General features: G+C 47.6%; 23 protein-coding genes, 1 pseudogene and 1 riboswitch. Of the genes and pseudogenes, 6 read left to right on the top strand and 18 right to left on the bottom strand.

Annotated features, from left to right (window positions below):
• Nucleotides 1-85: 85 nt before the first annotated feature.
• The 3 genes from HQN90_RS03970 to HQN90_RS03960 all read right to left on the bottom strand — a co-directional run bounded on the left by HQN90_RS03970 (nt 86) and on the right by HQN90_RS03960 (nt 2,577).
• On the bottom strand, nt 86-997 hold the full coding sequence (locus HQN90_RS03970) for an AraC family transcriptional regulator (protein WP_420851028.1): 912 nt from the start codon (nt 995-997) through the stop codon (nt 86-88).
• 92 nt (nt 998-1,089) lie between these two features.
• Nucleotides 1,090-2,298, bottom strand: a complete 1,209-nt coding sequence (locus HQN90_RS03965; RefSeq protein WP_173216581.1) for an aspartate aminotransferase family protein — start codon at nt 2,296-2,298, stop codon at nt 1,090-1,092.
• A gap of 114 nt (nt 2,299-2,412) precedes the next feature.
• Nucleotides 2,413-2,577, bottom strand: a complete 165-nt coding sequence (locus HQN90_RS03960) for a hypothetical protein (protein WP_158082052.1) — start codon at nt 2,575-2,577, stop codon at nt 2,413-2,415.
• Between the two features lie 175 nt (nt 2,578-2,752).
• On the opposite strand from HQN90_RS03960, the gene kduI reads away from it, so the two are divergent.
• Genes kduI through HQN90_RS03940 form a run of 4 tightly spaced genes read left to right on the top strand, consistent with a single transcriptional unit; the run spans nt 2,753 to nt 5,978 of the window.
• Entirely contained in the window at nt 2,753-3,586 is an 834-nt protein-coding gene (kduI, locus tag HQN90_RS03955; protein WP_173216580.1) for a 5-dehydro-4-deoxy-D-glucuronate isomerase, read from the top strand.
• Nucleotides 3,587-3,620: 34 nt separating this feature from the next.
• The gene (locus tag HQN90_RS03950) at nt 3,621-4,376 is read left to right on the top strand and encodes a DeoR/GlpR family DNA-binding transcription regulator (protein ID WP_173216579.1); all 756 of its coding nucleotides are present in this window, start codon (nt 3,621-3,623) and stop codon (nt 4,374-4,376) included.
• Nucleotides 4,377-4,394: 18 nt separating this feature from the next.
• Nucleotides 4,395-5,147, top strand: coding sequence for a 2-dehydro-3-deoxy-D-gluconate 5-dehydrogenase KduD (gene kduD / locus HQN90_RS03945; protein WP_173216578.1), 753 nt, complete (start codon nt 4,395-4,397; stop codon nt 5,145-5,147).
• Entirely contained in the window at nt 5,148-5,978 is an 831-nt protein-coding gene (locus tag HQN90_RS03940; protein WP_173216577.1) for a sugar phosphate isomerase/epimerase family protein, read from the top strand.
• Between the two features lie 63 nt (nt 5,979-6,041).
• Here the strand turns inward: HQN90_RS03940 and HQN90_RS03935 are convergent, their stop codons facing one another.
• On the bottom strand, nt 6,042-6,515 hold the full coding sequence (locus HQN90_RS03935; protein WP_173216576.1) for a GlcG/HbpS family heme-binding protein: 474 nt from the start codon (nt 6,513-6,515) through the stop codon (nt 6,042-6,044).
• A 166-nt stretch (nt 6,516-6,681) separates the two neighbouring features.
• Nucleotides 6,682-6,760, top strand: a riboswitch (ZMP/ZTP riboswitch).
• A 60-nt stretch (nt 6,761-6,820) separates the two neighbouring features.
• Between HQN90_RS03935 and HQN90_RS03930 the strand changes: the two genes are divergently transcribed.
• The gene (locus HQN90_RS03930) at nt 6,821-7,426 is read left to right on the top strand and encodes a DJ-1/PfpI family protein (protein ID WP_173216575.1); all 606 of its coding nucleotides are present in this window, start codon (nt 6,821-6,823) and stop codon (nt 7,424-7,426) included.
• A gap of 81 nt (nt 7,427-7,507) precedes the next feature.
• On the opposite strand, the pseudogene HQN90_RS39530 reads toward HQN90_RS03930, so the two are convergent.
• The 6 genes and pseudogenes from HQN90_RS39530 to HQN90_RS03900 form a co-directional block, all read right to left on the bottom strand.
• Nucleotides 7,508-8,685: pseudogene (locus HQN90_RS39530) on the bottom strand (IS3 family transposase).
• Nucleotides 8,686-8,879: 194 nt separating this feature from the next.
• Nucleotides 8,880-10,619 (bottom strand): ATP-binding cassette domain-containing protein, encoded by a 1,740-nt coding sequence (locus tag HQN90_RS03920; protein WP_173216574.1) that lies wholly within the window; start codon nt 10,617-10,619, stop codon nt 8,880-8,882.
• Nucleotides 10,600-12,423: an ABC transporter ATP-binding protein gene (locus tag HQN90_RS03915; protein WP_173216573.1), complete on the bottom strand. Its 1,824-nt coding sequence runs from the start codon at nt 12,421-12,423 to the stop codon at nt 10,600-10,602. Before HQN90_RS03915 ends, HQN90_RS03920 begins: the two co-directional genes overlap by 20 nt.
• A gap of 18 nt (nt 12,424-12,441) precedes the next feature.
• The gene (locus HQN90_RS03910) at nt 12,442-13,386 is read right to left on the bottom strand and encodes an ABC transporter substrate-binding protein (protein WP_173216572.1); all 945 of its coding nucleotides are present in this window, start codon (nt 13,384-13,386) and stop codon (nt 12,442-12,444) included.
• Nucleotides 13,387-13,592: 206 nt separating this feature from the next.
• Nucleotides 13,593-14,591 (bottom strand): helix-turn-helix domain-containing protein, encoded by a 999-nt coding sequence (locus HQN90_RS38515; protein WP_246362060.1) that lies wholly within the window; start codon nt 14,589-14,591, stop codon nt 13,593-13,595.
• 325 nt (nt 14,592-14,916) lie between these two features.
• On the bottom strand, nt 14,917-15,579 hold the full coding sequence (locus HQN90_RS03900) for a nitroreductase family protein (RefSeq protein ID WP_173216571.1): 663 nt from the start codon (nt 15,577-15,579) through the stop codon (nt 14,917-14,919).
• A gap of 189 nt (nt 15,580-15,768) precedes the next feature.
• On the opposite strand from HQN90_RS03900, the gene HQN90_RS03895 reads away from it, so the two are divergent.
• Nucleotides 15,769-16,359, top strand: a complete 591-nt coding sequence (locus HQN90_RS03895) for a TetR/AcrR family transcriptional regulator (protein ID WP_173216570.1) — start codon at nt 15,769-15,771, stop codon at nt 16,357-16,359.
• Nucleotides 16,360-16,949: 590 nt separating this feature from the next.
• Here the strand turns inward: HQN90_RS03895 and HQN90_RS03890 are convergent.
• The 8 genes from HQN90_RS03890 to HQN90_RS39250 form a co-directional block, all read right to left on the bottom strand.
• Nucleotides 16,950-17,171: a hypothetical protein gene (locus HQN90_RS03890; protein WP_173216569.1), complete on the bottom strand. Its 222-nt coding sequence runs from the start codon at nt 17,169-17,171 to the stop codon at nt 16,950-16,952.
• A gap of 110 nt (nt 17,172-17,281) precedes the next feature.
• Complete coding sequence (locus tag HQN90_RS03885) at nt 17,282-18,289, bottom strand: LLM class flavin-dependent oxidoreductase (protein WP_173216568.1); 1,008 nt, start codon at nt 18,287-18,289, stop codon at nt 17,282-17,284.
• Between the two features lie 89 nt (nt 18,290-18,378).
• A complete protein-coding gene (locus HQN90_RS03880; protein ID WP_173216567.1) occupies nt 18,379-18,876 on the bottom strand; it encodes a GNAT family N-acetyltransferase in 498 nt (165 codons plus the stop codon).
• 19 nt (nt 18,877-18,895) lie between these two features.
• A complete protein-coding gene (gene solA / locus HQN90_RS03875; protein WP_476739321.1) occupies nt 18,896-20,041 on the bottom strand; it encodes an N-methyl-L-tryptophan oxidase in 1,146 nt (381 codons plus the stop codon).
• 25 nt (nt 20,042-20,066) lie between these two features.
• The gene (locus tag HQN90_RS03870) at nt 20,067-20,777 is read right to left on the bottom strand and encodes an amino acid ABC transporter permease (protein WP_173216565.1); all 711 of its coding nucleotides are present in this window, start codon (nt 20,775-20,777) and stop codon (nt 20,067-20,069) included.
• Nucleotides 20,778-20,786: 9 nt separating this feature from the next.
• The gene (locus HQN90_RS03865) at nt 20,787-21,485 is read right to left on the bottom strand and encodes an amino acid ABC transporter permease (RefSeq protein WP_173216564.1); all 699 of its coding nucleotides are present in this window, start codon (nt 21,483-21,485) and stop codon (nt 20,787-20,789) included.
• Nucleotides 21,486-22,349, bottom strand: coding sequence for a transporter substrate-binding domain-containing protein (locus HQN90_RS03860; RefSeq protein WP_173216563.1), 864 nt, complete (start codon nt 22,347-22,349; stop codon nt 21,486-21,488). It abuts the gene before it with no gap.
• Nucleotides 22,350-22,485: 136 nt separating this feature from the next.
• A complete protein-coding gene (locus HQN90_RS39250) occupies nt 22,486-24,537 on the bottom strand; it encodes a dipeptide ABC transporter ATP-binding protein (protein ID WP_173216562.1) in 2,052 nt (683 codons plus the stop codon).
• Nucleotides 24,538-24,544 lie beyond the last annotated feature (7 nt).

Here is a 24,544-nt window from a genome sequence, read left to right as displayed (position 1 = left end):
TTGCTCTACACGTTTATTGTAGCAAGCATCCTCGAGAAAACGTTATCAAATTCCTAACTTCCTTCGCTGCATTTTGTCAAAAATTCTAACTTTCCTGCGGATAATCCATATGCTGCTTATTCATGGAATTGCGAAATTCCGTAGGCGTGAGGCTCGTATAATCTTTGAAAAGTAGATGAAAGTACTGCCGGCTTCCTACCCCGATATATTCGCTGATTTCAGAAATCGGTACGTCCGTTTCCAGCAGCAGCATCTTGGCTTTCTCCATCCGAATGACCGTTAAATAACCCATTAAGGTTTGGCCTGTGACCGTTTTGAAAATGCGCTGGAGGTAGCCTGGATGCAAATTAACAGCTCCCGCGATATCTTTCACTTGGATGTCACGATCGTAGTTCTGATGCAAATAGTCCATGCTTTGCTTCACATACCACTCACTCTGCGCTAGACCGCCTGCCATTGCTTTCTGCCGCAGCCGCGCAATTCGAATGAGAAGCTGCGCAAAGAGCAGCTGCACCATGGTTTCGCTTTTGGCCGCCGCTTTATCCAGCTCCAGCACCAAGCTTTTCATGATGTGATACACTTCGTCCGGGTCGCGCAGAATAAGATAAGGCGTCCGCACCTCCATCAAGGAAGCCAGAAGTTTATCCTCGGAAGCCAGTTGCTGAATGGATGGAAACACAACCTTTTGCTCCATCCAACGAAACTCAACATTCAACATCCGGCATGGAAGGGCCTCATCTACAATCAAACGATGTGACACATTGGCATCTATGACGATGAATTCCCCTTTTTTAAGACGAACACTTTGAGTTTGAGCAGGCTCTGTTTGAACTTCAATGTCGCATACCCCTTGAATCGTGTACATAATCTCAATGGCATCATGACGATGGAAAGGCATATGAAAGCCTTGCCACTGTTTAAAATAATAAGCCATCACGTGCGGATGACCATGCGGCTCCGTCAGATGCGCCGGGAAAAGCATCCCTTTCTTCTCCATTGGAATCTCCCTTCCCCATAGATATGTAAAGCTATTGTAGCTTGCTGAAGACCAAAAGAAAATCCCTACGCGAGGTAGGGATTTTCAACGACTTACTTTCCAAAAAGCTGATCCATCACTTTGCATAAAATATGTATCATTTCGTCAATCTCAGCTTTGGTTACGATATAGGCAGGCATCAAACGAATAGCCGTTGGACTTGGCGCATTAATTAACAATCCAGCTGCCATGCAGGCTGACACCAGTTCAGCTCCCAGCGGCTTAGGCAGGTCGAAGGCGAGCAGCAACCCTTTCCCGCGAATCTCGGGGAGGCCGTATTTGGCTTGAATTTCTTTGAGCTTAGCTTGCAAATAGGCCCCCTGCTCAGCGGCTCGTTCAGGCAGCTTGCGCCCAATAATCTCGCCTACAACCGCTAAGCCTACTGCCATGCCAAGCGGCTGTCCTGTGTACGTTCCTCCTTGATCACCTGGCTCGAACAGGTTGTAAGCCTCTTTGGCCAACATGGCAGATAACGGGAAGCCACCTCCAATCCCTTTGGCTAACGTAAGCACATCAGGCATTATGCCATAATGCTCATACGCGAACATCTTGCCTGTGCGCCCCAGCCCTGTTTGGATCTCATCGAGGATCAAAAGAATACCGTGCTCGTCGCATAGCTTGCGCAGCCCTTGCATATACGCGATGCTCGCTTCATTGACGCCGCCCTCTCCTTGAACGGGCTCAATAAGGATAGCGCACGTATTCGGGTTAATCGCCTGTGCCATGGCGTCCAAATCATTAAACGGCACCTTCACGAAGCCAGGCAGCTGGGGAACAAACATCTTATCCCAATTGGGTTTCCCTGTGGCCGCCATCATCGCCATCGTTCGACCATGGAAACTGCGGGTCGTCGTTATCACCTCATAAGCGCCGCCTTTGTGCAAGGTGCCGTATTTACGAGCGAGCTTAATGGCACTTTCATTCGCTTCTGCGCCAGTGCTGCCGAAAAATACTCGCTCTAATCCAGATAGCTTCGTCAGCATGCGAGCGAACTCAATCATTGGCTTATTATAGTAAGCCGGACTCACATTAACCAATTGCGTGGACTGCTGCTGCAAGGCATCCGTTATCACTTTTGGGGAATGGCCTAAGCAGGTTACCGCCCAACCGCCGATGAAATCCAAATACTTCTTCCCTTCGGTATCCCAAACCAGCATGCCTTCCCCGCGTTCCATAACCACTTCAGGACGGTTTGCGACAAATAACAGGGATGAACTTGCGTCATGCAGCAATTCATCCGTAGGTTGTTTTAATTGTTCCATGTTATCATCATCCTCACTTTCTATAATGAATAATTATACATAATTAAGTATTTTTATTCAATAAATAAATCAAAAAAGCTCCTCCCCTAGAAGTCCAGGGAGAAGCTTTTCATTTTACTTATCGTCTTCGGAATCTTCGGTCGAGAAAGCCTCTTTCACATTATCCATAATTTCCTCGACCGCTTCACTCACCATATCCGTTGGTGTTGTATCTTCTTCATCGGGCTTCGTGGGAATGGTATCGTTGCATACGTGATCGAAATAATGACTTTTATCCATATCATAACCTCCTGTACGGTTGTTGTTTGCATATTCGGTATCCTTTATTCACCTTAACGCTAAGTTTTGAAACATCGCACGGAAAAGCCTTGCTTAATCTGTTCGATTGGAGTAAATTAAACCTATATGAACATATATCAACTCAAATAAACCAACTCAAAGGAGCAATTATTCCATGGATATCCGTTATGCTTCCCACCCGAATGAAGTCAAGCAATTTGACACTGAACGCCTTCAAGCTGAGTTTCAAATTAGCTCGCTGTTCACACCTAATGAAATCAAATTAGTATACTCCCACGTAGACCGTTTCATCGTTGGTGGTGTTCTTCCCATTACAGGAACGCTTCACTTGCAAGCTGACAAGAAAGAAATGGCTGCTGATTACTTCTTGGAGCGCCGCGAGATCGGTATCATTAACATTGGTGGCCGCGGAACCATTACGGTTGATGGCACTGTCTATACGATGGATTCCAAAGATGGTATTTATATCGGACTTGGCGCTAAGGACATTTCTTTTGCCAGTGACAATGCCGCTGAACCCGCGAAATTTTATTTCAATTCGACGCCGGCTCACAAAACATATCCAACCGTTAAAATCTCTATCAGCGAAGCTACGCCTGCTCATTTGGGCAGCATCAACACTTCCAATGAACGCACCATTTATAAATATATTCACACAGGCGGCGCACAAAGTTGCCAACTCGTCATGGGAATGACGCTGCTGAAGCCAGGCAATATGTGGAATACGATGCCATCGCATACACATAACCGCCGCTCCGAAGTTTACCTGTACTTCGATATGCCTGAAGATGCTGTCGTGTTCCACATGATGGGTGAGCCGCAGCAAACTCGCCACGTTGTGATGCGCAACGAGCAAGCTGTTATTTCTCCTAGCTGGTCCATTCACAGTGGCGTAGGTACGAACAACTATACATTCATTTGGGGTATGGCTGGCGAAAATCAAATTTTTGATGATATGGACGCTGTGGCCATGAAAGATTTAAAATAATCGGTAACCTCTTTTTAGAAATGGATGGCAACCGATGAACCCTTTACGCAGATATGAAACGATCATGGAAATTCTGCTTGCCCAGAAAGAAGTCACCGTTAACGAGCTTAGCGAGCGACTGGATGTAACCGGCAAAACGATTCGCGAGGATCTCGCCAAACTCGAAGAGAAAGGCTTGCTTCTTCGTATTCATGGCGGCGCCATGCTCGCTCAGAGCGATCAACTTGGCATCCTTTCGGCGAAAGAGCCGATCATTAAGCATGCTGATCAGAAGTCGGAGATTGCAACGCTGGCTCTTCGCTACATTCAGTCGCGGGATATTATTGCACTCGACGGAGGCAGTACCACACTTGAAATTGCGAGGCGGCTGGATAATCAGCCGCTTACTGTTGTAACGAATGATTTGTATATTATCTCCGAGCTTGTTCATAAGGATGAGATCCGTTTGGTCGTACCAGGCGGCTACCGGCTTCGCAATATGCTGGCAGGTCCTGAGGCTTCCGACTATGTGAGCAAGCTCAATATACAGAAAACCTTTCTCTCCGCCACCGGCGTTCATTTGCAGCACGGCTTTACAATCTACACAAGCGATCTTGTTGATTATAAACGGGCTTTAATCAAGTCCAGCGCAGTCGTCTATGGCGTGGTCGATCATTACAAGTTCGGACAATGCGCCCTGCGCACCTTCGCAGAACTGTCCGAGGTCGCTATGATCCTTACGGATAGCTCGCTCGCCGACGATACAGCGCGGCAATTCTCTGACGCTGGTATTACAGTCGTAACTCAATAGCGAAAAGGAGTATTCCTCATGACACTTTTTAATTTAGCAGGCAAAACCGCATTCGTAACCGGTGCTTCCGGCGGCCTTGGCCAAGCGATGGCCATTGGACTTGCAGAAGCGGGCGCAAACGTCATTGCCGTTTCCTCATCGGAAAGCATTCAAACCGTTGAAGCTATCCGCGCTCTAGGCGGTAAAGCCGAGCTGATTGCAGCAGATCTAAGCAACGAAGACATCCTTGAAGATGTAGTCAACAAGGCCATCGGCCTCTATGGCAGCATCGATATTCTTGTCAATAATGCCGGAATCATTCGCCGCACGCCAGCTGTCGATCACGGACGTCAAGATTGGCACGATGTCATTGACCTGAACTTGAACTCAGCGTTTTTCCTGTGCCAGCTGATCGGCCGCCATATGATTGAACGCGGCAGCGGCAAAATCATCAACATCGCTTCCATGCTGACCTACCAAGGCGGAATTAATGTGCCTGGCTACACCGCCAGCAAGCACGCGATCGCCGGTGTCACGAAAGCTTTGGCCAATGAATGGGCTGGAAAAGGCATTCAAATCAATGCCATTGCGCCAGGTTACATGACAACGAACAACACAGCTCCTATCTTGAAAGATGAGAAGCGGACACAATCCATTACAGACCGCATTCCGGCTGGCCGTTGGGGATCGCCTGATGATCTTAAAGGCCCAGTCGTCTTCTTATCCTCCAACGCTTCGGACTATATGAACGGTCACGTGTTATGCGTCGACGGCGGATGGATGGCGAGATAGATGGGAATCGGCACGTTAGCTCATACTGTCGGACAACTTCCACTGAAGCAACTCACTGAGAAGCTAAGCGGACGAGGCGTTGACTTCGTTCAACTGGCTCTCAACAAAGCAATTAGTGATATCGACACAAGTATCGGCAAACTCAGTCCAGCTCTGGCTAATCATATTGGCGAGCAATTTCATAGAGCTGGCCTACGTATCGGCGTGCTCGGCTGCTATATCAACCCGATTCATCCTGACCCGCAGCAGCGCCGCCACGAAATCAATCGGTTCAAAGAACATCTGCGTTATGCGCGGGATTTCGGCACTTCCATCGTTGCGACCGAGACGGCAGATCTAACGACCTACCTCGCGCACGATGCGGAGCGTTATGAACAGATCGGCTGGTCAGCGCTTAAGCAAACGGTCGAGGAACTAGCAGAGGAAGCAGAGCGCTGGGGTGTTTTCATCGGCCTTGAGCCTGTTGCCACGCATACCTTATCCAGCAGTGAGAAAATGGCGCGGATTTTGGAAGAAATTCCATCCAGCAACCTGGGGGTTGTCTTTGATCCAGTGAACCTGCTCCCCTTCAAGGCGATTGACTCGCAGGACGCATTCCTTGATCAAGCCTTTGCCACATTTGGCGATCGGATTGTCCTTGCTCATTTGAAGGATATTATCGTGCAAAATGATCGACTGGAAGCGGTTCGTTCCGGACAAGGCATTTTCCAAACGAAATCCTTTCTAACGAAGCTCCAGCAAGCAAAGCCTGGCATTGATATCTCTTTAGAACAAGTATCCCATGACAATTTGGATGCAACGATTCAATATGTTAGGACTCTTATGGAATAAATTGAAAGCCCCGCTCTCTCGGTTGAAGAGAGAATGGGGCTTTTTTCTACTTGCAATATGCGGCTATTTCTTAATATCCGGCTCCGTTTCAACCGTGTAGGAGTTCCCCAAGTAGCTCTGGAGCGCTCTTAGGGCTGCAACGCCGACCGTAATATCATCTTCCCCGTTCCCTCCGCTGACGCCTACGCCGCCAATTACCGTCCCATTAACCACTATCGGGAATCCTCCTACGAAAATGGCAAACTTGCCCGGCATCATGGCATGAATGCCAAAAGCTTCCCCGTGGATCGTCGCAGGCCCCCCCGGCTGTGTGAACAGATGCGTGGATCGCCTGTGTCCACTGGCTGTAAACGCCTTGGCGATGGCCATATCCGGGCTCGTATTCCTTGCCCCGTTCATTCGCTCAAGCGCCAGCAGGTAACCTCCGTCATCCACGACACATATCGTTTCTGCGGAATTAACCGCTTTAGCGGCTTCTATGCCTGCCGCGATCATGATCTTCGCTTCCTCCAATTCCAGCTTAAATACGGATTTCATTTGGAGCAGTTCTCCTTTCTTGCAGGTGATTTTTCGGCAGATCACGAACTTCTCTTCCATTCATATGGGATTGCCAAAGGAATAAGTCGTAAGCTCACTTCAAAAAATCATAATTAGAAAAAAGTGATTGAAATCCTTTTCGTGAAATTGTAAGATAATAGCAATTGAACCGATGTGTAACTGGCGTAAACATGGGGTACCATGAGGGAGCACATTGTGAACAGCCGTACGCCTGGGCAAAGTATTTGATCTTAGATCAAGTGCTTTTTTTGTTTTATGGACAAAAGAAAGGTCAGGTGTTTGTTATGAAAATGGCTTTCATTCTATTTGACGGTATGACCACGCTAGATTTCACTGGATTCTATGAAGCTATTACATGGTTGAAAATTTTGGGAGCAAAGCAAGATGTCTCATGGGATTTCTGTGCAATGAAGAATGAGATCACGGATGATCGTGGGCTAACCATGAAGGCTAATCTTGTTTCGCCTCATTTATCCCGTTATGATCTCCTTTTTGTGCCGGGCGGATTTGCGACGCGAAATCTACGTTTTGATTCTGATTTTGTTGCCTGGCTCCTCACGGCTGCTGATGTGCCCATCAAAGTTTCGGTCTGTACAGGAGCCCTACTGCTTGGAGCAGCCGGATTTCTCCATGGGCGAAGGGCGACCACCAATCCGTCAGCCTATAAATTGTTGACACCCTATTGCGCCGAAGTCGTCCATACTCGAATCGTCAAAGACGGGAGTCTCTTTACCGGCGGCGGTGTTTCGGCCTCGATTGATTTAGGGCTGTTCGTCGTTGAAGCTCTCACGGATATCCCCTTTGTTCAGCAAGTTCAACTGAAGATGGATTATCCTTACTACCGTGCAGGAGAGTATTCTGAGATATCTACAAAAGGAATTGAGGGCTGATGATTCGCTCGCTGCTCGCTGTTGGCCAAACTGTAACGCTGCAAAATGTATCTGAGTCAATAGAGTGGACACAAAAAAGAGCTAAGAAATTAGTTTTATTTGCTTGTAAAACTGCGATTCAAATTTGTCTGGAGACAAATAGCCGAGCTTACTGTGCGTACGCTTCCTGTTGTAGAAAAACTCAATATACCAGTAGATTCGTTGGTGTGCTTCTTGGCGGCTTTGAAATTTATATCTGTACACCAATTCCCGCTTGAGAATACTGTGAAAAGCCTCTATACAAGCATTATCGTAACAGTTGCCTTTACGGCTCATACTACGAATCATATGGTATTCTTTCAGTTGTTTACGGTACTCATTAGACGCATACTGCGATCCTCGGTCTGAATGATGGATAAGGCCTTTAGGCGGCCTTTTGGCTTCGTATGCTTGATTTTAGGCGTCTAGCGTCAGTTCCACGGTCATGCGATTGCCAAGCTGCCAGCCAACGATTTTGCGGGTAAACAAGTCAAGAACGCTTGCTAAATAAAGGTTTCCTTGACGAGTATGGATGTACGTGATGTCGGTAACCCATACTTGATTCGGTCTTGTACACACATCAAAATGCTGATTTAACCAATTTGGCGCAATCGGGTGGCTGTGATTGGAATCCGTTGTTTGTACCTTGAATTTCCCTATAGCTTGTGAGCGTAAGCCCATCTTTTTCATGATGCGTCCAACCGTTTTGACAGCGACTTTGAAACCTTTCTTTCTCAGTTCCTCTGTGATTTTCGGACTCCCGTAATTCCGATCCGATTCCAGGTACTCCGTTTCCACCTCTTTAGCCAACGCTTCGCGGCGCTTTTTCCGTTCACTTGGGGGTGTGGTTCGCCATTTATAATAGCCGCTCCTGGATACACCTAGTACACTGCACATCTTCTCAACCCGAAATGTTGAACGGTGGTCATCAATGAACTTGAATTTCACTTCGGGTCTTTGCTGAAGATGTGCAGCGCCTTTTTTAAGATGGCCAGCTCTTCTTCTAGGTCTTTGTTTCGCTGCTCCAAGTCTTTCACGATCTGATCATGGCTACGAAGATTCCCACTGCCTACGAAGGGCTCATCTGGAAATTGGCGGTATTTACTCACCCATCTGCTCAATGTCTTCGCTGGAATGTTCAATTCATTTGCAATATCCGGGATCGATTTACTATGTTGCTGAATGTACTTAACCGTTTCTTCTTTGAACTTTTCATTGTAACGTTGGCGGAATTCACTCATCTCGGACACCTCGTCATTTGGATAGGTCTATTATCTAACTCCCCAATTCGTTGTTTCCACTGTTAAGTCTAATTGCAATTCTAGCTACTTTAAAGCCGAAAAACAGCCTTAACTCCCTGCAATCTCGACTCTGCCTAACGCTGCCTAGCGTTCACTCTCGGTAAGCTCGTCTATTCGCCTTATCCCTACTTGCGCTATTTCACCTGCCAACCGTCGGAATCCTGCTGCAAGCTCCACAAATTGGCATAGATCCCCTCTTGTGCGCATAGCTCATTGTGAGTCCCGCTTTGAACGAGTTGGCCTTGATCCAACACGAGGATGTTGTCCGCGTTTTGGATGGTTTTTAGGCGGTGGGCGATGATGATTAGAGTCTTATTGGCTACTAATTCATTAATTGCCTGCTGCACAGCGGATTCATTCTCCGGGTCGAGCGAAGCTGTCGCTTCGTCGAGCAGCACGATCGGGGCATCTTTGAGCAGCGCGCGGGCAATGGAAAGACGCTGCTTCTCACCGCCAGATAACGTCGAGCCGCCTTCTCCCACCGGCGTATTGTAGCCTTGCGGCAATTGAGAGATGAACTCATGGCAGCACGCGCGCTTGGCCGCAGCTTCTATTTCTTCCTGTGTAGCGGCCATATTCCCGATTCGTATGTTATTGCCGATGGTATCCTGAAACAGATACACATCCTGAAACACCATCGAAATATGCTGGAGCAGCGTCTCTGGATTGGCATCCCGTATGGGTTGCCCGCCAATGCGGATCGAACCCGTCTCGACATCCCAGAAGCGGGCAATAAGTCGTGTTACGGTACTCTTCCCGCTGCCTGAGGGTCCCACCAAAGCCGTGATCGTATGAGGCTCGATGGTAAAAGACAAATCCTTCAGCACAGGCGTATCGGCTTCATAACCAAAGGTGACCCGGTCGAATACAATCGAGCCCTGCGGCTCGATTGCTAGTGTCCCCTGCATCGGTTGTTCCCGCTGTACATCCATGATGCGCTGGGCACTATAAGCGGAATACCGTATCTCGCCATAGCTCATTAACACCATGGTCAAGGGCTCAAAAATTCGGCTTCCCACCAACAGGAAAAGTAGAAAGACAGGAAGCGAAAGCGTGCCGCTGGCCAATAAATAACTTCCGACCACAATCATAATCGTCATCCCAGAACGAGTCAGCAGCATGGCTCCCATGATCACAGGACCCATGATCCCTTCCAGACGAATAGAGGCGCGTTTTAATCGGTCGAACGACAAGTGTAATCTTTCGAACCTCTTCCCTCCCAGATTATGCGCTTTAATTTCACGTATCCCGGTTAAATATTCCTGCAGCCGGCTGGCCGCCTCATTTTTGGCTTGCACATGATTCCTGCTCAGCTGGGCCTGCAGCGCATCTGTCAGCCAAAGCAGCAGCACGCCAAGCGGTACAGCAACGAACATGGCCAGCGCCATTCTCCAATCGACGAAGAGCAATCCGACAAGCGCCAGTATAGGCATCATAATCGCAGTAATCAGCTGCGGGACGTTATGAGAAATCGTATGCTCAACCTGAGCATAGTCGCCTAGCAACAAATTCGTTAAATCGGCTGGATCCCGTCTGCCAAAATAGCCTAGCGATAAATGACGCAGATGCTCAGCCAATTTAAGCCTTCCGCCAGCAGCCAGCGTATAAGCTGCCCGATAGGATTTGTCATACAACAGAGCAAATGCGGCATACGATATCAGCAGCCAAACAAACAATATTGCGCAGTCTATCCAAAGCCGTCCGATATTCAGCCCTTTATCCGGTTCTGCAATGAAGCGATAATAGGTGTTAAATAGATCGACCAAAAGCGCAGCCGGAATCACTTTCACGATGCCATCCAACACTGCCGCAAAAGCAGAAGGCCATAAACTGCGGACATTCCCTCCAGAAATGTTAGTAAAGTAACGATTCACGGCTCGATCCCTCCTTCACGCCCAGCTTCCAGGAAGCTGAACTGATATGGGCTTGCCACATCTGTTCGTACAATCCGCTTAACGCACGCAATTCATCATGCGTTCCCCGCTCCACAATTTCTCCTTGTTTGACGACCAGAATCTGCTCGGCAGCACGAATCGTGGACAAGCGATGAGCGATGATGATGACGGTTTTTCCTTTTACAAGCTCAATCAGTGCTTGCTGGATTTTCTTTTCATTTTCGGCATCCGCATAGGCAGTCGCTTCATCCAGCACCAAAATGGGGGCATTTTTCAGCAACGCCCGCGCGATCGCAAGCCGCTGCGCCTCGCCGCCGGAAAGATACGTGCCGCCTTCACCGATTTTGGTTGCATAACCCAGAGCAAGCTTCTCAATAAACTCATGACAGCAAGCTTTCTTGGCAGCTGCAACCACCTCGTCCTGCGTTGCATTCATATTGCCCATTCGAATATTAGCTTCAATCGTATCATAGAACAGGTGCACATCCTGAAAAACAAAAGAGACTTTATCCATCAGCATTTCCGTCCCCATCTCGCAAAGCGGTACGCCGCCTATGGCGATTTCTCCCTTCTGGACGTCCCAGAATCGCAGCAAAAGACTGGCAATGGTTGATTTGCCGCCTCCAGAAGGACCAACTAGCGCAGTCATCTCGCCGGCTTTTGCCACAAACTGAATATCCTTCAAGATCGGTTTGAAATCCTTGCTTGCTTGCTGTTCGTAGGCAAACGAAACATGCTTGAAAGCAATGTCATGCACGACTGGAATTTGCGGCGAAGCCGGCTCAGTCACAACAGCCTCAGAGAATACGGCATCAATTCGCTTTTTGTTTTCCACAACTTCTCTCATGCCGCTGCCCACAAACATCAATTTCAATAAAGGCATCGATAAACTGGGGGTAAGAATAATGAACAGCATGAAAGTAACCGCAAACGCCTGGCTGCCAGCATTGCCGCTTGAAAGCAGGATGCCAACAGGGACAACGAAAGTGAACAAGGAGCTGACAACTACGGAGAAAAGCCCATACGGTGTCTTGTATATATCCGTAATTCGCAGCGATATATCCCGATATTTCGCAACTGCATGCTTGAACGTTAAAAAAGAATCTGCCTTGATCCCAAATATTTTCACCACCGGCATGCCTCGGATGTATTCCACGCCTGTCGCATTCATTTCCTCAATCGCATGTTGAAATTCACGATAAGCTTTCTGACCGCTTTCACTGCCAAATAGTTGGGTTTGCAGCCAGAAGCCAATGCCGATTGGAATGAGCAGCACCAACGCCAAACTCCAATTCATCCAGAACAAATAGCCGATTAAGAGCAGTGGGATCGTAATCGCACTAACGATATCGGGTAATTGATGGGCGATAAATTTTTCGATTTTTTCAACGCTAACCTCAATAATTTTCTTTAATTCACCTGTCGCTGTGTGGGTAAGGTAACCCATAGGCACTTTGGCTATATGGTCAGTGAGTCGAACTCTAAGCTCATACAAAATGTTGAAAGCAGCAATATGCGAACACATTCCTCCGATATACAAGGCGATTAAAGCGCCAATGAATGTAACCAGCGCAAAGACACCCCAATACAGAATAAGCCCTTGATCAGCGCTAGCCGGATTGCCTGCATGCTGTAGAAGCTCCTGCACAATTTGGTACACAGAGACAAAAGGAGCGATTTGCAGCAGGCTGGAAACAATTGAAAAGAGGCTCGCTACGATCAGCAGCCCTTTTTTCTCACCGGCAATGTGCAGCAAGCTCTTCATTTCTAATTTAGAATCCATCTTCATTCCTCCTTCGTTCTAGCCTTTTTTCTGTTTATCCAAAATTAGCTGCCCAAGCTTGTCAACTAATGCCATTCGCCCCAGCGCTGTATACGAATAATTATAATTATCGACATTCGTGATTTTGTAAATGTTCTTGTTCTGAACCGCCTTCAGACTACTCCAAACCTGGGAGTCGCTCATTTTATTTTCACTATTCTCCATTAAAATCAAATGATCGGGATTGATCGCGGATAATCCTTCCAAAACGATTTGAACGCCGCCCCACGCTTCTGGAGTTGGAATGCCTGCTGCCCGCTTCATGCCCAGCTCCTTATACATAAGCTCTGCTGTTCCTGTCGAGGAGTAAACGACCAGATTTTGGGGATACGTTTCAATGATGGCAAAAGTCTCGTCCTTAAGAACTGGTTCTAATTTCTTGGTCCAAGCTGCCAGTTTGCTTTCGTATTCCGCCAGCCATTTGTCTTTCTTTTCTTCTTCTCCCAGAATCTTGGCTAGAAAGGTCAACCGGTTTCTCCACTCATAATAGGGATGAGGTACAATAACCGTTGGCGCAATTTTCGATAACTGATCATACATTTCTTGATTAAACAAGCTGCCAAGAATAATTAAATCCGGATCAACCGCTACTACCGCCTCCATACTGATGGGCTCTCCGTACCACCCAATATTGACGGTATCTGCCCCTAAACGGTCCTTCAGCGTGGGAGAAAACACGCTCCGATCCCCAAAATCAGCATTCGCAGAGGCAACCGGCTTCTTGCCTAGGATCACTAGCTCCTCCGTTGAGCCCGAAAGATCGGCAATACGTTTGGGATTTATCGGAACACTGACCTTCTGGCCATTCGGATTTTCAATCACCTGCAGGTTGGAAGCCTCTTTCCCTCCGCTTGTCTGTGAACTCCCGCATCCTGCCAACAGCACAATGCCGCATACAATAGCGAATCTCATTACGATTTTCATTGACTTTCTCCTCTCTGTATCTCTTCCTGCTGTACAGCCAACGCCCCGAATTATAGATAATAATAATCATTATCAATTGAACCCGAAAAAAAAGTTCGCTTTTCTTTAGCCATTATCAGCAGTCGCAACCTACTATCTCACATAAGTTCAGGAAGCAGATACCCCAATCGGGAGTAAAAAGACACGAAAACGGATTGAATGCGCCCTTAACGCCGCAGATGCCGGAAATACTCCGAAGGATTGACACTGAATTTTCTTTTGAAATGTTCCGAGAAATGACCAGCTTTCCCGAAACCAACCGCATAGGCGGCCTCCGTAATCGTCAAATGCTCTTCTCTAAGCAGCCTATAAGCGGCTTCCAACCTTTGATCAATCACATATGCATAAACGGGCATGCCAAATAATAGCTTAAACCCTCTCTTAAGCTTGAACTCGTTGAGACATACGCGCTGCGCGAGTGCTGCCAAACTTGGCGGGGAAATCAGATTCGCATCCAATAGGTTTTTAGCGCTTTGAAGGCTTGCCATGTCCGTTCTGGATAGGCCCGATATGGAAGTGGCCGCTTTCTTCTCCAACAATGATTCGCTTACATACACAGCAATCAACTCCATGACTTTCCCTTCCAAATAAATACGCTTGATATCGTCTTGGTACTGACAATTCGTAAGCTCATGAACAATGCGGTTCATTGCGGGCGTCGATTGACTGTTATAGAACAGTCCAGAATTTGCACGTAGCCAAGATGACATTTTGTGCAAAGGCAGATGCTGCAGCGCTCCATTCGATGCGATGTGATTGAATTTAATCGTCAATCCCTGAAACCGTTGGTTGCTGTCATACAGACAGCTATTGCTTGCTTCATTGTTGCCATAGGCAGACACGCCGCCAGATACAAGCCCGAACTCCCCTTTCCTCCCCTCAACACTCCAGCGAATGCTCTCGCCAAGGCAAAATCCAAGGTTCAGGCTGTTCCCCCCTTCTTTGCTGCTCATATGCATATTTTCATGAAAAGTCACATCACACATAACTATTTCCAAATAAGAGTTCGTTTGCACCCGCTGCCAATAGCCTTGGCCTAATTGTTCAGGCAGTTTGACGATCTGATCGAATGAATAGGTTTGATACATCTGATTCAACTCGCCAGTAAGCTCACAGTCCTTATTTGCTGTATTGTCAATTAGACACCATCTCTCGGCGCTTCCCATTTCAAATACCTCGCTTCATGTTCAATTAAAGATTATCCCTGACTCCAATTATAGGTCATATTGAATCGATGTACATGGACATAATCTATCTTCTCAGCACGCAAAAGAGGGCTGATGTCACCTAAGGATACTAAATGCTCATTTGAGTAAAAACATCCTTGGAAATCTGCTCCGGACCTGAAGCATATAGTGGGCGATTTATTCGGCAGGGAAATGAGAACAGCGGGTGAATACTTTTTGGTACGTGACGGTTGAAAGATATTTAGAACCTGTAAAAGACCTTAGCCCCGTTGTTTATGCGGGTGCCAAGGTCTTTTACATTTGGTTATTCCTTAGGCATTTCGTTAAAGAAAGCTACATCATCGACTGCCAGCCTCACCGTCGGATGACCGGGCTTCGCCGCCTTGCCGATGGCGATCAGCATAATCGGAACGTAGCGTTCTGATATGCGGAAAACTTCCATCAATTTTTGTTTGTCGTAGCCGGCCATCGGTACCGTGTCGTAGCCTTTAGCGCGGGCGACAAGCATGAGTTGCATCGATACTAGCCCACCGTCCGTATAAACTTTTTGGCGGATGGCCTCTTCAGGCATACTCGAATACATGCCGGTATAGCGTTCAACCATCGATTTTGCCGTATCCTCAGGCATGAAGCCCGCATCGACTGCTTGGCTGTAAATCTTCTCGGCCATCCCGATGTTCTCGAGGTCTCCAAGAACGACGATGACAGCCGAAGCCTCAACCACTTGCTGTTGATTGAATGCGATTGGAAGCAGCTTCTGCTTCAGCTCCGGCGAGTCGATAACGAGAAACCTCCACGGCTGAAGGTTAGCGGCTGAAGGAGCCATCGTGGCTTGCCGCAATGTTTCGATCAATTCCTCCCGCGAAATCTTGATCTCAGGATCATAGCTACGTACCGATCGGCGTTCTCGAATAACATCAAAATAAAGTTGGTGTTCCATCGTTTGCGACGATTGTGAAACGGACATGGTTCTCTCCTCCTTTTGTAAAAACGGCATTCAGCATTTTGTTTCAATACAACAAGTGTCGCTTGAACAACACTTGTTGTTTTTATATGTTATAATAACAACCGAATGGTACGCAATCATCAATAACCATAAACCGTTGTATAGACAACACCATTTCTATAATGTCGTTTTATTGAGGAGATCTTAACCATGACAATTAAAAAGAATGAAGCTGATCCTCGTGTGATACGTACACGGCGACTCCTTCAAGACGCTTTTGCTTCATTAATACAGGAAAAAGACTTTGAATCGATAACCGTTAGGGATATTGCAGAGCGGGCTACTGTTAACAGAGCGACTTTTTATGCGCACTTTGTAGATAAATTCGAAATTCTTGAGGCCAAACTAATGGAATCATTTATGACAATCATAAATCGTAGAATAAGCGGTCATGAAGTATTGAATGAAGCAACAATTCAGAGTATTTTTCTCGGCGTATGCGATTTTCACATGGGTCTAAGCACTATGTGCAAAAGAAGGTATAAATCGCTTGGACATGTATTCGAAATTCAAATAAAGGAAAAAATTCAAACGATACTTCTTTCTTTTATAGACAAAGACGAGATGCTATCGAGACCAAACGCGCAATTCTTAATAAATACAGCTTCTATCCTGTTAAGTTGGGGGATGTATGGGACGGCTTACGTTTGGAACAATGAGGGGCGTCTAACAAGTCCCGAATCATTCGTTAAACAGACTATGCCCTTAGTCATGAACGGAGCCAAAGAACTGCTGGGATAGAAATGAAACAGCGACGGATATTTGGATTCGCATACTGCCAGTTAGCTAATTGCTGCAGCAACATTCTTCCGCGTCCATGTCTTGCTTCGCTTTTCTCCAGCGCTTTATCAGCAAGCCCAAATTCCACTGCAATAACTCCAGTGTTTTCGGGTTTGGGAAGGTGGACTGCTACTTTGACTGGATTTTATCCAGTGAAATGCCAAAAAAATGCCTTCCTAGAGGAGCAAACCCAAATTCCACTGGAAGAACTCCAGTGTTATCGGGTTTCGGAAGGAGGAGAGGAAATGCTACTTTGACTGGAGTTTATCCAGTGAAATGCAAAATCCGCCCACCTAGAGGATCATCACTCTGAGAACTTTGCCTGCCAATTCCTCAAAATCACCTCGTTAACGTCGTTAATGCAGCAGTGAGTCATCTAAATGATGCCACCTTTGACTCCGCTTACTCTGGTGGTGGTTGGGACAGCTATCATCCCAAGATGCTTACCAAAGTGATTACAATAAACAAAGGAGCTAAGCGTACAAGCCGCTTAGCTCCTTTGTTTATCCAATATGCTGTTTTCTATAGAACTCATCAGCGGAAGAGCTTCCCTATACTTTGGGCTTCTGCCCTGTCACACGTACAGGACGCTCGACCCAGTTATCACGATTCATCCGCTTCACTTGATTTATCGGATTCTTAAGATCAATAATTTCAACGGACTTGCCCTCTTCGTGCAAGGTAGCCGCCAGCTTTTCTTTGTAGCTTGTTCCAGGCGCCGGTCCGCCGCCGCCATTCCGTTTTCCTTTGTTCCACACTCTGCCTTTACTCATTTCACCACTCCATTTTTGTTTTAAGTGTAAAGGCAGACGACAAAAAACGCAAATATTTACTGCAGCTATTCATAGGACCGGTGTCGTGCTGTCGCTGAAAGCGAGCGCCATTATCCTTGCAGCTCGAATGACTTCGCTAACAAGCGATAGGAATGGACGCGCGCTTGGATATCATGAATCGGCGAAACAACCATAATTTCATCTGCTTGATACGCCTCATTCAGCTTCAGCAGCTCCGCTTTCACCTGCTCCGGCGTACCAACAACCCGCTTATGCTGGCGTCCGCGAATAAGACTCAAATCCGACTCTGTGTACGGATAATTCATCGCGGTCTCCACCGAGGGAAAAGACGGCAGCAGCGCGCCGCGGCCCAGCGAAAGGAAGAACAAATCCGTGCTCGTCGCCAGTCGTTGGGCTTCCTCTTCCGTATCTGCGCAAATGACCAGGACAGCCGCCAGCGAATGAGCTTGGTCATTCAAGATCGAAGGCTTGAAGTGCTCACGATAGATACGCAGTGCTTGCTCGCAATCGGCATTGCCAAAAAACTGCGCAAAGCCAAAAGCAGCCCCTTGATCAGCGGCAATTCTGGCGCTGTCATAGGAAGAGCCTAACAGCCAAACGTCAGGTGCTGTAGCAATGACAGGCGATGCGTGCAGCCCAGCGAAACGATGATTCCCTGGCAGCGAATCGTGGAGATAGCCCGTCAAATCCGCTACTTGCTGCGGGTATTGATCAACGCTAGTGTACTTGCCCTCTTGGAGAGCTCTCGTTGAGATGGGCATTCCCCCAGGTGCGCGCCCAAGTCCTACATCAATACGGCCTGGATGCAGCGCCTCAAGCAAGCGGAAATTTTCCGCTACTTTGTAAGCACTGTAATGAGGCATCATAATACCGCCGGAGCCTAAGCGAATTCGCTTCGTTTTGGCTGCTAGATGAGCGATAAGCACCTCCGGACTGGAATGTGCAAGTGCTTGTGATGCGTGATGCTCAGACACCCAGTACCGTGTATAACCAAGCTCATCTGCAACTTGAGCCAGTTCTGTCGTTTCAACCAGCGTCTGTGCAGCCGTGCGTCCTTCTCCTATTTGTGATTGGTCCAATATCCCCAATTTCAACATCTAAATCACCTCTAAACTAACTGTAACATAATGAAGCACAGAATAGCAAAAAACAGTCATGCAGGAGCACACGACTGTTTCCTTTTCTGTTATTGCGCGATATCTGCATGCGAGAACAACGTCTTTTTCATAAAAACCAAAGTATCGGTTTCCCCCAGCGGTCTTTCAAAAAAGGCGGCATAGCCTTTGCGCTCATACATCGGAAGCAGCCACGGATGCTTCTTGGACGTTGCCAGCACAACGCCCGCAGCCAGCAGCGTATCTCGGACAATAACCTCCTCCACATAGGCAAGCAGCCGGTTGCCGACTCCTTGATTTTTGAAAGCCGGGGCGACAGCAAACCAATACAGAAAAGGCAGATCTGTCAGCTCGGGAAGGTTTTTCAAGGAAAGGGTTGCCGCAATTGAACCGTTGATCTCCAATACATAGCTCGTATTCGCCGCTAAATTCTCACGTATAACCTCGATATCCGCATTCGCTGCTTTAAACGTTATGCCTAACTCACGAATCGAAGCATAAGCGTCATGGATCACTTTGAATTGTTCCTCAGCGTCTTCGATTGTTGCTAGGCGATAAATTTCGCTCATTTACTCACCACTCCTATCTCTACACAGCTCTCTCTTCTTGAAACCGGGATATCGCAAAAGAGGACATATCGAAAGCCGTTGTACCCTCTTGGGCCAGCTCCGATAATATTTCACCAACGACACTGGCGAATTTAAAGCCATGCCCAGAGAAGCCTCCCGCAACAAGCACATGATTATATTTGGGATGATGATCAATAATGAAGTCCTCGTCTGGTGTCATTTCGTATTTGCAAACTGCCGAGCGAACGACTTTCCCAGCTGCCTGCGGCAGAAAAGCTTCCAGCGCGCGCCTTAGATCGTTCTCATCGTCCGCATAATGACCAAATGGCTCGAAAGGCAGCCCCGGCTTCCAAAGCTGCCCAGCATCGTGCCGGCCAATCTTCACACCAGAGCCGTTAATGCTTGGAAAACCATAAAACCCGCCATGCTCCGCGCCAAACGTAAATCCCGGAAACCTGGCCGAATCATACAAGGATTCATCGGATTGGAACCACGCTACCGCTTTGCGGACAGAACGAATCGGCAGCTCGATCAGGTCTGCCAGCTCGCTGAACCAAGCCCCTGCCGATACAATCAGCTGATCTGCGTGGTAAGTACCGTCCAGGGTATGTACCGTCACCCCGCTGCTCCCTACGTTAACTTTGGACACCTGCGTGTTGACCAGAAGTCTGGCACCTGCGGCGAGTGCCTGCTGACGATAAGCTCGCACACAGGCTTCGCTTTGCAAATAACCGGCCTCCTCCTCATACAGTCCCACATAATTATCGGGGGGATTGACACCAGGCCAGCGTTTGCGGATTTCATCCGCGGCAAGCAGCTCAACCTTTAATCCAAAAGCAGCCGCTGTCTGTCGTTTATTTCCCAGATTAGCAGACTCCGCTGCTCCCATATTCAGGACGCCGCTCCGTACTAACAACCGCTGCCCGCTTGCTTGTTCGAGATCCGTCCACAGTTTATCCGCCCTTAGCGCCATCGACGAATACGCCGCATTGCCTGAGTAGGCATGCCTAATTAATCGGGTTTCCCCATGGTGACTGCCGGACACATGCGGAGGATCGAATTTATCGATGAGCAGCACTTTCACCTTATTTTTTGCCAAATAATACCCTGCACTCATCCCCATCGACCCAGCGCCAATGATAATCACATCATATGAGGTTGGTATATGTCCTCACCTCTTTTTCCTCCAATCATACAACACCGCCACGATTATAGATTGTAACTTTTTTCTCCAAAAAGGCCGTAAGCCTTTCCGCAAGCAGGGTCAGTCCCCAATAAATGAAAGCAGCAGCAATATAAGCCTCCAGAAATTTCAAGCTGACAGAAGCAACGATACTGGCTTTGCCGAGCAGTTCCATCTGTGACACAGTAAAGGCCAGCGAAGACGTATGTAAAAAGCCTACAAAAATGTTGCATAAGTTAGGTAAAATGACGCCTATCGCCTGCGGGGCCACGATTCGCCAAAGCGCTTGCGGGGTGGACATCCCGATGGCATAGGCCGCTTCAATTTGACCTCGATCAACGGAGAGAATGCCTGAGCGTATAATTTCCGACATATAAGCCCCTGCCGTGATCGAAAACGCCGTCAATACGATCAGCAACGACGGGATAGAAGACGATTTGAAGCTCCATCCCCAATAAGCGGATAATCGATCAATGATGAGCGGGAGACCGAAGTAAATAACGAAAATATGCAGCAGGATCGGCGTCCCTCTAAGAAAAGATACATAAAAATCCAGCAATCGATATATATACTTCACTTTATAAATGCGGGCAAATGCCGTCAATAAGCCAATGCCAAAGCCAATGACAAGCGGAATAAAGGTAAGCACCAGCGTCAGCGGCAGCGCCTTTAAAATCTCGAAAAATGATGTGTAAATAAAATAAATATCGATTTTCATCTTCTCACCTCACCCCGTTAACGGACGGTCATGTCTTTGCAGTCTGAACTCGGTTATCTTAAATACTTTTTCCAAAATAATTACCGTTGCGTAATAAATAATCGTTAGGCTAAGGTACACTTCCAATGTGTGCGCCGTGGCTGCAATTAAGGTTTGCCCCCGTCCCATCATATCCATGACGCCGATGGAAAACGCTAGCGACGTATCTTTCAGAAAGCCGATCACCGAGTTCGCAAAGTTAGGAAAGAAAATCAGCAGCGCTTGAGGCACTACGATCCGCGTAAAGGATTGTTGGCCGGTCATCCCTACCGAATAAGCAGCCTCCGTCTGTCCCCTATCGACAGCATTGACCGCAGCGCGGATATTTTCAGATTTAAAAGCAGCTATACTAAGACCGTACGTGATAATGACGAAATAGATCGGGTCCCATCGCGATATGTTGATATGGAAAATCTCCAGCAGCATCGGCAGTCCATAGAAGACAAGAAACAGCTGAATCAAAATCGGCGTCCCCCGGATAAACGAAACATAAACGATGGAGATCTGGTTTAACACCGGAATTCGGTATAGACGCGTTAAGGCAATAAGCGTGCCCAAAATGAGACCTAATGCCAGAGAAGCAACCAAAATGAGCAAGGTTAACGGCAAGTAAACCAGCAGCTTAGGAAGAAACTCCACAACAAGTGAAATATCGAATGACTTTCCCATCTAATTCCCCACAGTATAGTCGGCTCCCAGCCACTGCGTGCTTAATTTGCTTAGGGTACCGTCAGCTTTGATCGCTTTCACTGCCTCATCAATTTTCTTTTTCAATTCTTCGCCATCCTTGCGCAAAATAAAATACACTTTGGAGTTGGATAATGGGTCACCCACCGTTTTCAGCTGGGCATCCACCGACTTGTTGACGAAATCAATCGCAAACTGGGTGCTGATGGAAGCGTCAGCGCGTCCTTGTTTAATGAGTGTTTTGGCATCTTCCCCTGCTCCTGTGTAGATGATATTAATGCCGGTATTATGTTCCTTATTATACTTTTCGGCCAGTACTGCCGCGTTGCTCGTCGCCGTTACCAGCAGCTTTTTGCCTTTGAGATCGTCGATCGATTTCACGGTGTTATTGTCTTTGTGAACAATGATTTTGTTAGGGAAAATATTGTAGGCTTCATCATTAAAAAGAAATTTCTGCTTTCTCTCGTCGTTCACTTCCATCTGATGGGCAATGAAATCGATTTTATTCGTTTCTAGACTGAGCAAAAGATTTTTGAACTCCATCGTCTTTATTTCAAATTCATATTCCGGCAATCGTTTATCGATTTCTTTAACAAGCTCTACATCGTATCCAGTGAGATTGCCTTTGTCATCAATAAAGCAAATGTTGGGGAATTGCGTTCCGGTCCCTACTACAATTTTTTTAACTGCTTTTGGTGCTGCCGCGCTTGCCTGCGTGCCTGTTGCGGAAGCTGTCGCAGCGGCCGAGGCTGCGGGTGTTGTGCCGGCTGTCTTCGTTTGCGCGCCACAGCCTGCTGCGAATGCTACTGTAAGAATAAGGGATGAAAGTACGGTTATTTTTTTCATAAGAAAAATTCTCCTTTGTGTCAATCAAATTTATACTTCATTATTCCAATGAGTTAACTATGTATTAAACCGAAAAAGAAAACGGGCCTCCCCCGTTATATGCCTGTCTTACTGCTATGTACAATCTCTTACCAACTTACAAAGGATAATGACATGCCGTCCAGTGTTCGTCCCGGATTTGGACCAGCTCAGGCTGCTCATCTCTGCATCTGGCAGTTGCTGCCGGACAACGGGTATGGAAGCGGCACCCTGACGGAGGGTTAGCCGGAGAAGGTATCTCACCTTCTATCGCCAGCCACTCGCGTTTCCTAGTCGGATCAGACGAAGGAATTGAGGAAAGCAGCCCCTTCGTGTAGGGGTGGGCAGGATGAAGAAACAGCTCTTCACTCGGTGCGATTTCGACCAATTTGCCTAAATACATAACACCGATACGATCCGAAATATGGCGCACAATATTCAAGCCGTGAGCGATAAAAAGGTACGTTAAGCCTAGTTTTTTCTGCAAATCCTGCATCAAATTAATAATTTGGGCTTGGACGGAAACGTCCAAAGCCGATACCGCCTCATCTGCCAAAATAAATTGCGGCTGCAGGGCAATCGCTCTGGCAATCCCAATACGCTGCCGTTGACCGCCGGAAAACTCATGAGGGTACCGATCATAGCTGGAACGGCTTAAACCAACTAGCTCTAATAACTGCTCCACCTTCTCGCGTTTCTCGGCTTGACTGAGCGTATGGTGGATATCAAAAGGCTCTCCGATAATATCGCCAACCCGCCAGCGCGAGTTCACTGAACCGTAAGGATCCTGGAAGATGACCTGCATATCTCGCCTTGCCGCCCGCAGCTCTTTGGTTGAAAGCTTGGCTAAATCCTGGCCGTCAAAGCGAACGCTGCCTTCTGTCGCTCTTTCCAGTTGCAGCAGCACTCTGCCCAAAGTCGACTTTCCACTGCCCGATTCTCCGACCAGACCGAATGTTTCGCCTTTTTTAATATGAAAGCTAACGTCTTCCACAGCGCGAATAGCTGCCTTTGAACGGTGAAGCTTGCCTTTCCCAATCGGATAAAACTTACTTAAGCCTTGCACTTCAAAAAGCGTCTCGCGAGCTGATCTCTGTTCTCTCAAGGCGTCTGGATGACTTGTCGCAGCGTCCGAATTGCTTTGAGCTATGACAGGAGCTTCCTGTGTTCCAGCTTGCGGCTGCCACTCTTCGCGTTGCACCAGATCTTCCGCATGCCAGCATGCCGTTAACCGGTCATTCACTAGCTGCAGCAGCGGGCTTTCCTGCTCACAACGTTCCGTTGCATAAGGGCAGCGCGGATGAAAGCGGCAGCCAGCAGGCAAATCGGATAACGGAGGGATCGTGCCCTCAATGGAAAATAACCGGGAAGAACGATCACTCTCCATCGTAGTAATGGAACGAAGCAAACCTCTCGTATACGGATGATGCGGTTTCGTAAATAACTGCTGAACGGTAGCTTGTTCCACGACCTGACCGGCATACATCACTATAATACGGTCCGCCATTTCGGCGGCAATCCCCATGTCATGGGTAATCAGCAGAATGGACATGTTGAATTCCGCTTTCAGTTCTTGCAGCAAGTGCAGAATTTGCGCTTGAATCGTGACATCAAGCGCAGTCGTTGGCTCATCTGCGATAAGCAATTGCGGCCCGCAAGCAAGTGCCATGGCAATCATCGCCCGCTGCAGCATCCCGCCTGACATTTCTCCTGGATATTGTTTCATCCGTATTTCCGGCTCAGGAATGCCGACACGCTGCAATAAATGCACAGCCCTTTCCCATGCTTGCTGCCGGTCGCCTTGCTTATGCTGGATGATAACCTCCATAATTTGGCTCCCAACAGTAAAGACAGGATCAAAAGCAGCCATTGGCTCTTGAAAAACCATCGCCATCTTCTTACCACGCAAGGCTCGCAGCTCTTTTTGCGGCAATCGAGTCAAGTCATCCCCGTCAAGCCAGATGCTCCCGCCGGCGATTTTCCCGTTCTCATAATCGATTAAGCGCATCACGGACTTCGAAGTGACCGATTTGCCGCTGCCGGATTCGCCAACAAGACACACTGTTTCCCCTTCGCCAATGGTCAGAGACACGTCCTCGATAGCCTTAAGCGCGCCTTGTTTGGAAGCAAATTCCACACTTAAATTTGTAATTTCAAGCAATTGCTTCACATGTCTG

The sequence above is a fragment of the Paenibacillus alba genome, from assembly GCF_013204855.1.
Taxonomy (GTDB): domain Bacteria; phylum Bacillota; class Bacilli; order Paenibacillales; family NBRC-103111; genus Paenibacillus_E; species Paenibacillus_E alba.
The sequence above is the reverse complement of the archived record's forward strand: the minus strand, read 5'-3'. Positions and strand labels throughout refer to the sequence as shown.